This is a genomic window from Xylophilus sp. GOD-11R, from assembly GCF_033546935.1.
In the GTDB taxonomy this organism is placed as follows: Bacteria; Pseudomonadota; Gammaproteobacteria; order Burkholderiales; family Burkholderiaceae_C; genus Xylophilus.
This window is the reverse complement of record NZ_CP137854.1, coordinates 4,021,883-4,038,052: the sequence shown is the minus strand read 5'-3', so window position 1 is coordinate 4,038,052 and position 16,170 is coordinate 4,021,883. Positions and strand designations below refer to the sequence as shown.

Sequence of the window (16,170 nt, the reverse complement as noted above, 5' to 3'; positions counted from 1 at the left end):
CGTCGCGCAGCGTCGGCCACAGCGGCGAAGCGAGCGGATAGGACTCGCCGTCGAGCCGCACCGATCGGCCTGACGGCCGTTGCTGGCCGGGTGTCAGCCGCCCGAGCCCGGCGTGAGAACCCGGCTCATCGCGTCCAGCGTGGTCTGCTCGATGATCTGTTCCCGATCGGCCAGCAAGTGTGCGCGCGTCGCAGCCGGCAGATGGGCGAAGGACGTCGCGTGCTCGCGTCGTTCATCGGCCAGCTTCTGCACGCCCGCCTGCTGCAATGCCGCTGCAACCGCTTCACGCACGTCCATCGAAAACGGCTCCAGGTAGGCGGTCAGAAACTGGATGAACGAGACCACCATTTCCGGCCGCATGTGACGCCACAGGCTGGCAACGAAGCACAGGTTGGCCACGGCCCTCGGCTGGTCCGGTCGCATGGACAGATTGCTGGCCAGCTGGCGCATCCAGAGCATCGGGTTGATCCGTGCGTCGTCCAGCTTGACGTGGTTGCGGATCATGGCGTGGCAGGCCGCCTGCAGCCGTTGCGTGGCCGGCAGGCGCGGCCCGTCGGGCAGTTCGGGGTCGCCGCGTACCCGCAGCGGCGAGGGGGCGGTGTCGAGCATCCGCTGGACGGCGCCGATCAACCAGGAGGCGTGCGTCGGCGTGAGGATGCCGGGGTCTGGACGTTGCGTCTGGAGCGGGTCGGGTGGCCGGGTGTGCAGCATGTCGGGCGCGGCCAGGTCTTCCACTTCGGCCAGCAAGCGGCGCAACAGCTCCCAGCGTTGCGGCAGGGCATCGCGCGGGCCGAGCAGCGGGCCGTGCGCGTGGTGCATGCGCGCCAGCAGATCCAGGCCGTCGCTGGCGCGGCCGACACGCTCAATGATGGTCTCGACGGGCGTATCCAGCCGCGCCAGCATCGCGTCGGCTTCGCGGCGCCACGGCTCCATCAAGCGCCCGCGAACCGGCTCGGCGGCCACCCCCGCGAGATGGTGCAGGCGCTGGCTGACCGGGCCGAATGTCAGCAGCGATTCGTGGTCGAGTTTCTGCAGGACCATCAGCAGCAGTTCGTCGGGCAGATGGGTGAGCGACACCGGGCCGGTGGTGGGCGCCCCGGTGTCCATGGCGTGGTCGCTGTCGGTCGACGCGCAGCAGCGCCAGGAGTCGGTGCGGGCCCGCGGACCCATGGCGGGGGAGGTCGGTAATGTCGGATACATCGCGCCATTGGGTCGTTCGGGGGAGGTCGGTAATGATGGATACATCGCGCCATTGGGCCGGCGCCTGCCGCGCTTTCGTGTCGCCGGCACGCAGCTTCTGCCGGTGCGGCGAAGCGCCTCGGGCCGGTGGTGGCTATGCTGGCTTTCTCCGCACTCACCGAGCACGCCGTGAACACTGAAACCTTTGTCTCTCCATTGCAGGCCGGCCCTGCGCCGGACGTCGACCAGGCCATCCGCTCCCGGCGCTCGGTGCGTGCCTTCCAGTCCACGCCAGTCGACACCACGCTGATCGCCGAGATCCTCGACCTCGCCCGCTGGGCTGCGTCCGGCAGCAATACCCAACCCTGGAAGGTCGTGGTGCTGCGTGGCGAGCCCTTGAAAAAGCTGGTCGACGAGGTGAGCGCGGCCGACGCGGAGGCCGCCACCGATCCGGCCGTTGCTGCGCGCCATCATGCGGAGTACGACTACTACCCCGCCGACTGGACCGAGCCCTACATCGGCCGACGGCGCCAGACCGGTTGGGGCCTCTACGGGTTGCTGGGCATCGGCAAAGGCGATGCGCAGCGGATGCAGGCGCAGCATCGGCGCAACTTCGACTTCTTCGGCGCACCGGTCGGGCTGGTATTCACTATCGATCGCATCCTGGGGCGGGGCTCGATGCTGGACTACGGCATGTTCCTGCAGAACATCATGCTGGCCGCTCGGGCGCGGGGGCTGCACACCTGCGCGCAGGCCGCGTGGAACCGCTGGCATGCGGTGATTCGGCCGATCATCGGGGCGGGGCCGCAAGAGATGCTGGTCTGCGGCATGGCGCTGGGGTATGCGGATGCGCAAGACCCGGTGAACGGGTTTCAGCCGCCGCGTGTCGAGGCGGGGGACTTTGTGCGGTGGATGGCTTGATGGTGGTGGCCTTGTTGGTTGGTGAGCTTGTTTTTTTCCTTCTCTCTGCCGAGGGTGGAGCTGGGGCGCGAGAGCCCCCCGGCTCCACCCTAGGCAGAGAACACATTCCCCACTCCTCCAGCGCCCTGAAAAAACAACCAAGCGGTAAAAACACCCCAAAAAAATCGCCCCATCAGGCAGGCCATCCACCCACCCACCGGTACCCCCGACACCAAATCAACCCAAGCCATGTCCCACAAAATCCTCATCCTTTACGGCTCCTACCGCTCAGACCGCATGGGCATCCGCCTGGCCCACTACCTCGTAGCCAAGCTCACGGCCCAGGGCCACGCCCCTGAACTCATAGACGCCCAATCCGTCAACCTCCCCATGCTCGACCGCATGTACAAGGAGTACCCCCCCGGCGATGCCCCACCCCCCATGGAGGCCCTGGCCCAAAAAATCCGTACGGCCGACGCCTTCGTCTTCGTCACCGGCGAATACAACTGGGGTCCCCAGCCCGGCCTGAAGAACCTCACCGACCACTTCCTGGAAGAGTGGTTCTGGCGCCCCGCCGCCATCGCCAGCTACTCCGCCGGCCGCTTCTCCGGCGTGCGCGCAGGCATCGCCTGGCACGCCATCCTGTCGGAGATGGGCATGGTCCCCATCTCCAGCACCCTGGCCGTCGGCCCCATCGCGCAAACACTCGACGCCGACGGCCAGCCCACCGGCGCGGCCGGTGAGTCGCTCGACAAGGCTTTCGGCCGTTTCGCCGACGACCTGGCCTGGTGGGCCGATGCCGCCATCCAGCAGAAGGCCCGGCGAGCGCCTCCTTACTGAAGCCATCCACGCTCGCTCCTCTACAGCCCGCAGGTCCCCTCTGCGGGCTGTTGTTTTTTAGGCTCGAGCTTTAGTCAATTCGGCGCACGTAGTGGGTGCGCACATTGGTTGGGCATGCGTGATTCTGTGGGCTGACTCCTGCCCGCCGGAACCGCCACACCATGCGAACTCACCTATCGTCGGGGCTCACGATCGTCGTCGGAGCCTGCGCCATCTGCTGGCGCGCCACGCTCGCCCAGGACCAGCTCCCCGCCCTGGCGCGCCCGGTCGACAGCGCCCTGCCGCTTCGCTCCTCCGTGCAACTGGCCATGGCCTCGATCGGCGCGAACACCCAGGTCAGCCGCCAGCCCTTCGACCTGCCCGGCCGCAGCCTGGTCACCGGCGAGCAGATCGAGGTGTCGCTCGGTGCCAAGGAACTCGCCGCCGATGGCGAATCGACCATGCGCATGCGCATCCTGTTGCGCGACGCCGAGGGTCGCCCGATCGTCGGCGCCGTCAAGCTCGCCCTGGACACCGATCTCGGCCGCTTCCGCTTGCCTGACGGGCGCCTGGCCAGCAGCGCCCAGATCGTCGTCCAGGAGGGGGGGGAGGAGCTCGAGCTCGTTGCCTCGAGCGTGGCCGGCAGCGCCGCCGTGCGGGTCAGCAGCGGCCCGGTCAATGCGCTCGGGGGCGTGGACTTCGTGGCCCAGGAACGACCCCTCTTCGGCATCGGCATCGCCGACCTGACCCTGTCGCTGGACCGCAGCCTGCACCACGACGCCGTCGTCGCCAAAACGGGTTTCGAGGACAACTTCCACAACTGGGACGCCCCCAACCAATCGGGCGATGTCTACCAGAACATGAGCAGCCGTGCCGCCGGCTTCCTCAAGGGCACGATCTTCTCCGACTACGTGCTCACCAGCGCCTACGACTCAGCCAAGATCAACCAGTCGAAATTCTTCTGGGACGTCAACCCCAACGACTACTACCCGATCTACGGCGACACCTCCGTCGTGCGCTACGACGCGCGCAGCACGAGCAAGCTCTTCCTGCGGGTGGACCGGCAGAAGAACTACCTTCTCTACGGCGACTTCCTCACCGCAGAGCCCACCCGCCCCCTGCGCCTGGGCAGTTATTCGCGCACCCTCACCGGCGCGCGCGTGCATTTCGACAACGGGCCGGTCTCGGGCACCGGTTTCGCCGCCCGCACCTCGCGCACCACCATGGTCGACGAGCAGCCCGGGCTCGGCCTGTCGGGGCCCTACGCCGTCTCGCAGCTCAACGCGCTGGCCAATTCCGAGCAGATCACCATCGTCGTGCGCGACCGCTACCAGCCGGCCATCGTCGTCTCGCGCACGCCCAAGGTGCGGCACGTGGACTACGAATTCGAGCCTTTCTCCGGGCGCATCCTCTTTCGCGAACCGGTGCCCAGCGCCGACGAGAACCTCAACCCCGTGTCGATCCGGGTGGTCTACGAAGTGGAGCAGGGCGGCCCCGAGCACTGGGTCGGCGGCGTGGAAGGGCGCATCGAGGTGGCCGACGCGCTGGCCCTGTCAGGCCGCTATGCCCGCGACGACAACCCGCTTACCCAGAAGACCCTGGCCGGCGCGACGGCCGAGTGGGCGCCGCGCGAGGGCACGCAGATGTCGCTGGACATTGCCTCCAGCGAAGGCACCGACTTCATCGGCGGGCGCGCCCTGTCGGCCCGCAGCCTGCTCAACCCGCAGGGCGGCGGCCTGCAGGCGGGCGCCGGTGCCCTCCTCGACAAGCCCGCGGGCCATGCGTTTCGTGCCGACCTGCGCCACGAGGACGGCGCGCTCAAGGCGCAGGGCTTCGTCGCGCGCGCCGACGTGGGCTTCGACAACGCCAGCGCCGGCATCAATGCCGGCCACAAGGAGGCGCTGCTCAAGTCCGAGTACGCCGTGGGCGAGCGCACCGCGCTGGTGGCCAGCGGCCGCTACTCGCAGGACTTCATCGCCGAGGGCACCCAGGCGATCGTCTCGGCCGGCGTGCGCCACGACATCACGCCCAAGCTGCGCCTGAGCGTGGGTCTGAACAAGGTGCGCGACGACTACCCCGGCGGCGTCAGCCCGCTGGGCACCTTCGGAGCCTCGGCGGTGCCCGGCCTGGCAGCACCCACCCGACTCAACACCAACACCTTCGGCTCCAACGAATTCCAGTACAGCCCGTTCTCCAACCTGCTGGGCAGCAACTGCCTGCGCGGTGCGCCTTGCGAGGAACTGCGCAAGTACACCTCGGTGTATGCCGACGCGCGCTACGAGATCACGCCGCAGTGGATCGCCACGGGCCTGGCCGAGCAGTCGGTCGAGGGCGACCACGGCTGGCGCGTGTCGGTCGGCTCCGAATACCGCTTTCAGCAGGCCGGCCGCGTCTACGGCCGCTACGAGTGGGTCGACGGGCTGCTCACCAACTACGGCTTCGGCGATGACCTCAAGCGCAGCCACCGCCTGATCTTCGGCGCCGACACCGCCTACATGAAGGGCGGCAACGTGTTCGAGGAACTGCGCCTGGCCCAGGGCCGTGAGGGCCGCGACGCGGTCAACGCGATCGGCGTGCGCAACGTGTTCAACCTCGGCGAGAGCCTGGTGGCCACCACCTCGGTCGAAAACCAGGTACTGCTCACCACCGAAAGCGGCCGGCGCAACGCCAAGGCGGTCGCGGGCGGCCTGGAATACACCACCAGCCCGCTGTGGCGCGTTGGCGGCCGGCTGGAATACCGCATTTCCGACACGCAGAAGACCTGGCTGTCCTCGGCTTCCGCGGTGCGCCGGCTCAACGAGGACTGGTCGCTGCTCGCGCGCAACCTGCTGCTCAAGTCCGAGGGCCGCGACACCGCCCAGGGCCAGAACCAATTGCAGGACCGGTTCCAGGTGGGCATTGCCTACCGCGACACCGGCAGCAACAAGCTCAACGTGATCGGCCGCTACGAGCACAACGTGGACCGCAACACCGGCCCGCTGGCGCCCACCAACTACCGCAACGACGTGGTGGCGCTGTCGGCGAACTTCCGGCCGTCACGGCCTTTGACGGCCAGCGTGTCCACCGCCTTCAAGCGCCAGGTCGACCGCTTCGACGGCCCGGCCTCGGTCTTCGAGGGCAAGCTGGTCTCGGGCCGGCTGATGTACGACATCAACGACCGCTGGGACATCGGCGTGCTGGCCTCCGACAGCTGGGGCGGGCCCACCCGCGACCGCGGCGTGGGCCTGGAGGTGGGATACCGCGCGATGAACAACCTCTGGCTGTCCACCGGCTACGTTGCCGGCAGCTTCGCCGACAGCGAGCTCTACAGCACCAACAGCCGGTGGAGCAAGGCCTATGTGCGCATGCGGTTCAAGTTCGATGAGAACGTTTTCAAGCCATGAGAGCCCGCTTTTCACTGGCTGCAATATCGACGGCGCCAAGCGGCGGCTTGCGCTCGGCTTCGCCTGAGCGAACCCGCCACCCCTCCATTTTCTCGAAACGGTCCTACTCCATGACCGCTTCCAGCTCAGTCCTCAAGACCGCCGTCGTCAACCATTCGCTTATCGGGCCAAAAATGAATGACTCCCATAAAGCGGCTGCTGCTGTGGCTTTAACCAATCACGCCGCTCTGGATCACGAAAAACTTCCTGCCGACCTTACCGGCTGGATACCCCGTAGTGCGGTTTGGAATATCGCCCGTTTTCTTTTCATCCTGGTTTTGCTCCTGGGAGGCTGGCAGGCAGACGCCTACGCCTCAACTGCGTATTGCACCAGACCAGACGGGGCCCGTCGCTCTCCGTACATCCATAGCGCGTACACCTATTCCTCTGTGGAAAAGGAAAACCAGCCGGCGGACGGCGTCGCCAGCGGCACCCTGCTGGTGCATGTGGGCGTGGTGGATGCCCCCTCGTCCCCCTGTGTCGGCATCACGGTGGTGGCCAGCGCTCAGTCGGACGTGGACTTCGGTAGAGGCTTCGGTCAGGAAGGCCGCTGCGAATCGAGTGACTCCGACGGTAACTGCCGCTTCACCGTCAAGTCCCGGCGTGGTGGCTCGATCTCGATCGATGTGATGGTTTCTTCCGCTATCAGTCTCTACTATCAAAAGTACAAGTGGAGCCAGTCGATTTTCTTCTCCGGAACCCCATCGTCCGCTTACTCGAGCGCGCAGGTCATCACCAACAACCAGCTCGCCAATGGGAGCGCGGCAGACGTCATACAAGCCACCATTCGCGACTCATCCAACACGGCTGTCCAGAATGCGGGCGTCAGCTTTTCCGGGATCGGATCGTGCACTACCGATTCCAACGGAAAGTGCACCGTCAGCAAGGCCAGTACGGCCGCCGGTACTTTTTCAACGAGCGTGAGCACCTCACTGTTCACCATCGGCAACGTCAACTACAGTTTTGTCGCCCTCGGTCCGGCGGCCGCCAACTCCAGCGTCAGCGTCACCCGCAACGGTCAATCTGCCAACGGCGTCTCCTCGGATGTGCTCAGCGCCACCATCCGCAATGCGGCCAACAGCCCGATCGCCAACACCAGCGTCACCTTCGCCGCCACCTCGGGCGTGAAGTTCGGCTCGGGCACCACAGGGGCGGCGGGCAGTTGCACCACCGACGCCAACGGCAGTTGCAGCGTCGACGCCACCTCCACCAAGGCTGCCAGCTACTCCAGCCAGGTCAGCGCGGGCAGCGTGAAGCTGGGCACGCTCAGCTACAACTTCGTCGCCCTGGAACCGAGCGCGGGCAAGTCCAGTATCGCGGTCACCACCAACGGACAGATCGCCAACGGTAGCGCCGCCGACGTATTGCAGGCCACCATCCGCGACAGTAGCAACTACGCCGTTCCGGGCGCCACCGTCACGTTCGCCGCGACGTCCGGCGTGCGATTCGGCAGCGGCGCCTATGGCGCAGCGGGCACATGCTCCACCGACACCAGCGGCGTCTGCAGTGTCAAAGCCACGAGTACCGTGGCAGCGAGCTATTCCAGCTCCGTCTCCGTCGGCGGCTCTGCCATCGGCACGCTCAGCTACAACTTCATCGCGGGAGCGGCATCGGCCGCCGGATCGGGCGTACGCGTGGTCACCAACAGCGCGATAGCCGACGGCGTGAAAACCGACGTGCTCGAAGTGCTGATCCGCGATGCCAACAACAATCCCGTCGGTTCGACCAGCGTCGCCTTCGCATCACCGGGTGCCGATGTCGCCTTCGATGGCAGCACACGTGGCTCGGCGGGCAGTTGCACCACTGCGGCCACCGGACTTTGCCGGGTCGATGCCACCTCGTCGAGCATTAGCGGCGGCAGCAAGAAAAGCGCGGTCACCGTCGGGGGCATCGCGCTTGCCGGCACTTTCACCGCCGGCGGCAACTCTTACAAACCCAGCCCAGCGGGCTTCGACTTCGTCGCGCTCACCGCCAGCCTGGCCAAATCCTTTAGTCCCAGCAGCTTCTCCTCGGGCGCCACCGCCAACGTGGTGTTGACCCTGACCAACCCGGCCACCACGCTGGCCGCTTCGGCCAGCTTCACCGACACGCTGCCCGCCAGCCTGATGGTGGCGGCGACACCGGCCATCGGCGGCACCTGTTCCAACGCCACCTCGACCGGCGTGGTCACGGCGACCGCCGGCGGCGGCACCATCAAGGTCGCCGGCGTCAACGTACCCGCCGGTGGCTCCTGCACGGTGACCGTGGCGGTCACCAACAAGAGCGGCTCTACCAACGGCAACTGCACCAGCAACCCCACGGCATTCACCAACAGCGCAAGCAACATCTCGGGCATGACCGGGGTGACGGTGGCCAGTGGCACATCGTCGAGCGCCTGCGTGACCATTCCGCCGGCGGCCACCGCCAAGTCCGGCGTGCGGGTGACGACCAACAGCCAGCTCGCCGATGGCAGTTCGGCCGACGTGCTCGAGGTGATGGTGCGCGACGACGCCGGCACGCCGGTTGGCGGGCAGGTCGTGACCTTCGCCGCCACGCCCGGCGTGAACCTGGGCGCCGGTGTCGGCGCGGCCGCGACCTGCACCACGGCGGCCACGACCGGCCTGTGTTCGGTGTCGGCCAAGAGCACGACGGTGGGCAGCAAGTCCACGGCCGTCTCGCTGGCCGCCGGTGCGGTGGCCAACGCCTTCACCGTGTCGGGGGCCAGCTACACGGCCAGCCCGGTGAGCTACGGCTTCGTGGCGGCGACTGCCAGCCTGGCCAAGTCCTTCAACCCCAGCAGCTTCTCCTCGGGTGGCACCACCAATGTGGTGCTGACGCTGACCAACCCGGCCACCACCCTGGCCGCCTCGGCGAGCTTCACCGACACACTGCCCACCAGCCTGATGGTGGCGGCCACACCGGCCATCGGCGGTACTTGCAGCAACGCCAAGACCAGCGGCGTGGTCACGGCCACTGCCAGCGGCAGCACCATCCAGGTCGCCGGCGTCGCCGTGCCGGCCGGCGGCTCCTGCACGGTGACCGTGGCGGTCACCAACCGCAGTGGCTCTACCAACGGCAACTGCACCAGCAACCCCACGGCGTTCACCAACAGCTCTACGAACATCTCGAGCACGACCAACGTGACCGTCACCAGCGGCAGCGGATCGAGCGCCTGCGTGACCATTCCGCCCCCGCAGGCGTCGCACTCGGGCGTGCGCATGGTTACCGATGGCCAACTGGCCGACGGCAGCGCCACCAACCGCATCGAGGCCATGGTGCGCGACGACGCCGACAAGGCAGTCGGCGGGCAGGCCGTCACCTTCGCTGCCACCCCGGAGGTGAACCTGGGCGCGGGCGTCGGCGTGGCCGGCAGTTGCGTGACCGGCCTCGACGGCACCTGCCATGTCGACGCGACCAGCACCAAACCGGGCACCCGAAGCACGGCGGTTTCGGTCGCGGGCAACGCCGTGGCCGGCAGTTTCACTATCGGCGCCAGCCGCTATACCACCAGCCCGGCGGGCTACAAGTTCGTGCTGGCCGACCTGCGGCTGGCCATCTCGCAGCCCTCGCCCGCGCTGGCCGTTGGCGCGATCTCCACCGTGACCGCCACCCTGTCCAACGGAGGCGACGCCACGGCCAGCGCGGGCAGCGCCAAGCTGCTGCTGCCCACCGGCGTGGCCCTGGAAGGCAGCAGCGGCACGGGTTGGACCTGCTCGGCTGCCTCGGCCGGCATCGTGCCCTGCAGCTTCTCGGGCAGCATTGCGCCCGGGGCCAGCACCACCTTGCAGTGGCGCCTCAAGCCCGACGCCTCGGTGGCAGGCAAGGACGTCACCGTGGGCTATTCGGTGGGCACCGGCAGCGCCCCGCCACCGGCGCCGAGCGGCTGTACCGACACGGCCCACTGCGCCAGTGCCACCTATGCGGTGGGCAGCGGCATCTCGCTGGGCATTGCCATCACCGGCCCCAGCCCGGCGCCGGCCGTGGGGGTGAGTTCGTTCTATTCCCTGACGGTGACCAACCATGGCACCGGAGCTGCCAACGGTGCGCGCATCAAGATGCGGATGCCGGGCAGCGTGGCCTACGGCACGGCCCGCGCGGGCAGCGGCTGGGCTTGCAGGCCCGCCGCGACCCTTGCGCCATTGCCGGCCACCGAGCCGCACGAATTCTTCTGCGACTACACCGGCACCATCGCGCCGGGCAGCAACACCACCGTCGTGCAGATACCCGTGCAGCCGAAGACAGAGGCAGCTGGCATCACCCTGGCGCCCGACGTCTCGGTAGGCCGGGGAGGCGGCAGTGCGGAGCCGCCCACGCCGGGCTCGGGCTGTACCGACACGGTGGCCTGTGCCACTGCCGACAAGAGCACCGTGGCCAGCGGCATCTCGCTGTCGATCCGCCTGTCGAGCCCGGTGCCGACGCTGGCCGTGGGGGCGGACTCGGTCTACACGCTCACCGTCACCAACAACGGCACCGGCCCGGCCAGCACCGCACAAGCCAAGGTCAAGCTGCCCACGGACGTGGCCTACCGTTCGGCCAGCGGCACCGGCTGGAGCTGCTCGGCCAACACGAGCAACCTGCTCACCTGCAACTACAGCGGCAGCATCGCGGCCGCGGGCGGCACGGCGGTGGCCTCCATCACCGTGCGGCCGGCCGCCGGCAGCACCGGCGAGACGGTCGCGCCCGGTGGCTCGGTAGGCGACGGCGGGGGGCAGGCACCCGACCCGGGGCCGGGCTGCACCAGTGCCACGGCCTGCACCACCGCGCCTTCGGTCACCGTGGGCAGCGGCATCTCGCTGGGCATCGCCATCGCGGGGCCCACGCCGGCCCTGGTCGTGGGCGTGGACTCGGCCTATGCCCTCACCGTCACCAACCACGGCAGTGGCGCGGCCAGCGCAGCACACGTCAAATTGCAACTTCCGGCCAGCGTGGCGTACCAATCGGCCAGCGGCACGGGCTGGAGCTGCTCGGCCAATGCGGCCAATCTGGTGTCCTGCGACTTCAACGGCACCATCGCGGCGGCCGCTCACACGGCTGTGACCGTCACGGTGCGCCCGGCCACGGCCGCTGCAGGCACGAGCGTGGCGCCGCCGGCCTCGGTAGGCAAGGCCAGCGACCAGGCGCCCGCGCCCGGCACCACATGTACCGACACGACCGCTTGCGCCACCGCTGCGGCGGCCACCGTCGGCAGCGGCATCTCGCTGTCGATCCGCCTGTCGAGCCCGGTGCCCACGCTGGCCGTGGGGGCGGACTCGGTCTACACGCTCACCGTCACCAACAACGGCACCGGCCCGGCCAGCACCGCGCAAGCCAAGGTCAAGCTGCCCACGGACGTGGCCTACCGTTCGGCCAGCGGCACCGGCTGGAGCTGCTCGGCCAACACGAGCAACCTGCTCACCTGCAACTACAGCGGCAGCATCGCGGCCGCGGGCGGCACGGCGGTGGCCTCCATCACCGTGCGGCCGGCCGCCGGCAGCACCGGCGAGACGGTCGCGCCCGGTGGCTCGGTAGGCGACGGCGGGGGACAGGCGCCCGACCCGGGGCCGGGCTGCACCAGTGCCACGGCCTGCACCACCGCGCCTTCGGTCACCGTGGGCAGCGGCATCTCGCTGGGCATCGCCATCGCGGGGCCCACGCCGGCCCTGGTCGTGGGCGTGGACTCCACCTGGACCGCCACGGTCACCAACCACGGCACCGGCTCCGACAGCGGGGCGCACATCAAGATGCGCCTGCCCCAGTCCATGGCGTATCGCTCGGTCACCGGCGTGGGCTGGACCTGCAGCGCCGCCACGAACGTGGCGGTCGGCGTGACCGGTGTCGGCACGCCGCAGGAGCTGAGTTGCGCTTTCGCCGGCACCATCGCAGCAGGTGCGAGCAGCGCGGTTCGCCTGACCTTCAAACCCGCGGCGGAGGCTTCGGGCACCAGCGTGGCGCCGGCGGTTTCGGTCGGCAAGGCCGACGGCACCACCCAGGCGCCAACGCCGGGCACCACCTGCACCGACACGGTCGCCTGCGCCACGGCCACCGCATCCACAGTGGGCAGCGGCATCGCGTTGTCGATCCGCCTGTCTTCGCCCGCGCCTGCGCTGGCGGTCGGCGCCGACTCGGTCTACACCCTGACGGCGACCAACAACGGCACCGGCCCGGCACCCACGGCCCAGGCCAAGGTCCAGCTGCCCACGAGCCTGGCCTACCGCTCGGCCAGCGGCACCGGCTGGAGCTGCGCGGCCAACGCTGCCAATCTGGTGACCTGCAACTACAGCGGCAGCATCGCGGCTGGCGGCGGCACGGCCGCTGCCGCGCTGACCGTGCGGCCGAACACCGGCTCGACCGGCGAGACGATCGCTCCCGGCGGCACGATCGGCGAGGGCGGCGGCCAGGCGCCCGACCCGGGTTCGTCGTGCACCAGCACCACCGCCTGCACCACCGCACCGGCGGTGGTGGTGGGCAGCGGCATCGTGCTGGGTATCGCCATCGCCGGGCCTGCGCCGGCGCTGGTCGTGGGCGTGGACTCGGCCTACACCATCACCGTCACCAACCACGGCAGCGGCCCGGCGGGCGCGGCACACGTCAAGCTGCAGTTGCCGGCGAGCGTGGCTTATCGCTCGGCGTCCGGCAACGGCTGGACCTGCGCGGCCAATGCCGACAACCTGCTGTCCTGTGACTTCACCGGCACGATCGCGGCTGCCGCCAACACGGCGGTCGCGGTCACGGTCAAGCCCGCTGCCTCGGCCTCGGGCACCAGCGTGGCGCCACCGGCCTCCGTCGGCAAGGGCAGCGAACAAGCGCCTGCGCCCGGGTCTTCCTGCACCGACACCATCGCCTGCACGACGGCCTCGGCCTCTACCGTGGGCAGCGGCATCGCTTTGTCGATCCGCTTGTCATCGCCGGTGCCGACCCTCGCGGTCGGTGCCGATTCGGTCTACATGCTCACGGTCACCAACAACGGCACCGGCCCGGCGCCCACGGCACAGGCCAAGGTCAAGCTGCCCGCGAGCGTGGCCTATCGCTCGGCCAGCGGCACCGGCTGGAGTTGCTCGGCCGACGCGGCCCACCTCGTCACCTGCCAGTACAGCGGCAGCATCGCGGCGGCCGGCGGTACCACCGCCGTGGCCCTGACCGTGCGGCCGGACACCGGCGCGAACGGCGAGACGGTCGCCCCCGGCGGCTCGGTCGGCGAGGGCGGGGGGCAGGCGCCCGATCCCGGCGCGTCATGCACCAGCCCCACCGCCTGCATCACCGCGCCGTCGGTGGTGGTGGGCAACGGCATCTCGCTGGGCATCGCCATTGCCGGGCCGGCTCCTGCGCTGGTCGTGGGCGTGGATTCCCTCTACACCGTGACCGTCACCAACCACGGCACCGGGCCCGACAGCGGCGCGCATGTGAAGGTCCAGTTGCCCGCCAGCGTGGACTACCGCACGGTGTCGGGAGCTGGATGGACTTGCGCGGCCGATGAGGCCCATCTGGTGTCTTGCGTGTTCAGCGGAGCCATCGCCGCCGGTGCGCACAGTGCGGCCACGCTGACGGTGCGCCCCGACGCCGCGGCCTCCGGCACCCGCGTGGCGCCCTCGGCCTCGGTCGGCAGGAACGATGGCAGCGCAAGCGCGCCCACGCCCGGGGCGACCTGCACCGATCGCGTTGCCTGCGCCACTGCCACCGCCTCCACCGTGGGTAGCGGCATCGCGCTCTCGATCCGGCTGTCCGCGCCGGTGCCCGCCTTGGCCGTGGGCGCCGATTCGGTCTACACCCTCACAGCCACCAACCGTGGCACCGGGCCCTCGCCCACGGCCCAGGCCAAGGTACGGTTCCCGAAGACGGTGGAGTTCCGCTCGGGCATCGGCACCGGCTGGCGCTGCGCGGCCGACGCCACCAATCTGGTCACCTGCGACTACGCCGGCAGCATCGCCCCGGCAGGCGGCAGCACGACCGTGGCGCTGACGGTACGGCCCACACCCGCGGCCACCGGCGAGCCCGTGGGCCCTGGCGGCTCCATTGGCGAGGACGGCGGCCCCGCGCCCGAGCCAGGCACGGGATGCACCGATCCCGAAGCCTGCACCAACGTGCCCTCGGCGGTGGTGGGCAGCGGCATCGCGCTCGGCATCACCATCGCCGGGCCCACGCCGGGCCTGGTGGTGGGCATGGAGTCGGCCTACACGCTCACCGTGACCAACCACGGCAGCGGCCCCGACAGCGGCGCCCATGTCAAGGTCCAGCTGCCCGAGGCCCTGGCCTACCAGCGTGTCACGGGCACCGGCTGGACCTGTGCGGAAGACGCCGCGCACCTGCTGGCCTGCGACTTCACCGGCACCCTGCAGCCGGGCGCCTCCACCACCGCGACGCTGGCCGTGTTGCCACAACTGGCGCTGGCCGACCAGCAGGTGAGCCTGGCCACTTCCGTCGGGCAGGACAGCGGCGCCGCACCCGCGCCTGGCGCCGGATGCACCAATACCAGCGCCTGCGCGGTCTCGCCGCCTGCGGGCGTAGCCAACGGCGTGGCGCTGAGCATCCGGATCTCACCGCCCACGCCTGCATTGACGGTGGACCAGGACTCGGCCTACACCGTCACCGTCACCAACAACGGCTCGGGCGCCGCCATCCGCGCCCAGGTCAAGCTGCAGCTGCCCGCGGGCATGACCTACCGTGGCGGCGAGGGCGAACACTGGCACTGCGCGATCGATGCGGCCCAGCTCGTGACTTGCGATTTCGCCGGCGGCCAGATCGCCCCGCGCGGTGGGTCGTCGGTGGTGAGCGTGACCGTGCGGCCGACCGATGCGCTCAGTGGCTCGCAAGTGACCGTCCCCGCCTCGGTGGGCCGCGATGGCGGAGCCGCCCCGCAGCCCGACGGCCAGTGCACCGACTCCGAGGCCTGCGCCGTCGCGCCGGCCGCCGTGGTCGGCGGCGGCGTCGGCATGACCATCGCCAAGACGGCCAGCCGCCAGCAGGCTGCCATCGGCGACACGGTGGTCTACGCCGTGACCGTGGCCTATCCGGGCCAGGGCGTGGCCCGCGACGTCGTGGTCGAGGACCGCCTGCCCGCGGGCTTCCGGTATGTACCCGGCACCCTGACGATGCGCCATGGCGCAGCCGGTGCGGTGGTGAAGTTGCCCGACCCTGGTGGCGCCAGCGGCCCGGTGATGAGCATCGCCGTGGGCGATCTGCCCTCGCGCGAACATGCCGAGCTGAGTTACCGGGTGCGCATCGGCATCGGCGCGCAGCGCGGCACCGGCGTCAACCATGCCCGCGCCCGCTCCAGCAACGGCCTGGCCTCGGGCGAGGCGCGCAGCGCGGTGGAGGTCACCGGCGGTGTGTTCACCACCGACGCTTGCATCCTGGGCAAGGTTTTCACCGACTGCGACGGCAACGGCGAGCAAAACGGCGACCGGGACATCGGCATTCCGCAGGCCAAGGTCTACCTGGAGGACGGCACCAACATCACCACCGACATGAACGGCAACTTCAGCATTTGCGGCATGCGCCCCATCACCCACGCGATGCGGGTCGACCCGGCGAGCCTGCCCGCAGGCTCGACCATGCTGGCGACCTCCAACCGCAACGCAGGTGATGCCGGCAGCCTGTTCGTGGACCTGAAGAACGGCGAGCTGCACCGGGCCGACTTCGCGGTGCAGGCCTGCAGTGCAACGCAGCGCGAGGAGATCCTCCAACGCGCCCGCGCCTTGGAGAGCGTGGAAAACGATCCGAAGCAGCGCCAACCCGATTTCGGCCTGCGCTTCGAGTCCGACCGCACCCCGCGCACGCCGCCCGGGCAACTCGTGCCCCAACGCCTGCCCGGACGCTGAGCCCGGCGCGCCGCCCATGCCAAACGCCCCGCGAGGGGCGTTTGTTTTCTGGCTGCGGCCGCGTCGAGCGCCGGCTG

Annotated in this window: 6 protein-coding genes; 4 read left to right on the top strand and 2 right to left on the bottom strand. The window is 69.5% G+C overall.

Translation table 11 applies throughout. The features are described 5' to 3' along the window. Positions 1–93: 93 nt before the first annotated feature. The gene (locus tag R9X41_RS18665; protein ID WP_318631939.1) at positions 94–1,170 is read right to left on the bottom strand and encodes an F-box protein; all 1,077 of its coding nucleotides are present in this window, start codon (positions 1,168–1,170) and stop codon (positions 94–96) included. 198 nt (positions 1,171–1,368) lie between these two features. Here R9X41_RS18665 and R9X41_RS18660 point away from each other — a divergent pair, with 198 nt between their 5' ends. The 3 genes from R9X41_RS18660 (at position 1,369) to R9X41_RS18650 (ending at position 6,281) form a co-directional block, all read left to right on the top strand. Continuing rightward, positions 1,369–2,100: a nitroreductase gene (locus R9X41_RS18660; RefSeq protein ID WP_318631938.1), complete on the top strand. Its 732-nt coding sequence runs from the start codon at positions 1,369–1,371 to the stop codon at positions 2,098–2,100. A 228-nt stretch (positions 2,101–2,328) separates the two neighbouring features. Continuing rightward, positions 2,329–2,919: an NADPH-dependent FMN reductase gene (locus R9X41_RS18655; RefSeq protein WP_318631937.1), complete on the top strand. Its 591-nt coding sequence runs from the start codon at positions 2,329–2,331 to the stop codon at positions 2,917–2,919. A gap of 161 nt (positions 2,920–3,080) precedes the next feature. Continuing rightward, positions 3,081–6,281, top strand: coding sequence for a hypothetical protein (locus R9X41_RS18650; RefSeq protein ID WP_318631936.1), 3,201 nt, complete (start codon positions 3,081–3,083; stop codon positions 6,279–6,281). Positions 6,282–7,032: 751 nt separating this feature from the next. Here the strand turns inward: R9X41_RS18650 and R9X41_RS18645 are convergent. Then, the gene (locus R9X41_RS18645; RefSeq protein WP_318631935.1) at positions 7,033–7,248 is read right to left on the bottom strand and encodes a hypothetical protein; all 216 of its coding nucleotides are present in this window, start codon (positions 7,246–7,248) and stop codon (positions 7,033–7,035) included. Between R9X41_RS18645 and R9X41_RS18640 the strand changes: the two genes are divergently transcribed. Further along, a complete protein-coding gene (locus R9X41_RS18640) occupies positions 7,241–16,093 on the top strand; it encodes an Ig-like domain-containing protein (protein WP_318631934.1) in 8,853 nt (2,950 codons plus the stop codon). The two genes, R9X41_RS18645 and R9X41_RS18640, sit on opposite strands and share 8 nt — an antisense overlap. Positions 16,094–16,170 lie beyond the last annotated feature (77 nt).

What these genes read in the sequence shown, in the direction of transcription:
- R9X41_RS18665 (WP_318631939.1), bottom strand. Translation starts at nt 1,170, where the DNA reads ATGGGTCCGCGGGCCCGCACCGACTCCTGGCGCTGCTGCGCGTCGACC.
- R9X41_RS18655 (WP_318631937.1), top strand. Translation starts at nt 2,329, where the DNA reads ATGTCCCACAAAATCCTCATCCTTTACGGCTCCTACCGCTCAGACCGC.
- R9X41_RS18650 (WP_318631936.1), top strand. Translation starts at nt 3,081, where the DNA reads ATGCGAACTCACCTATCGTCGGGGCTCACGATCGTCGTCGGAGCCTGC.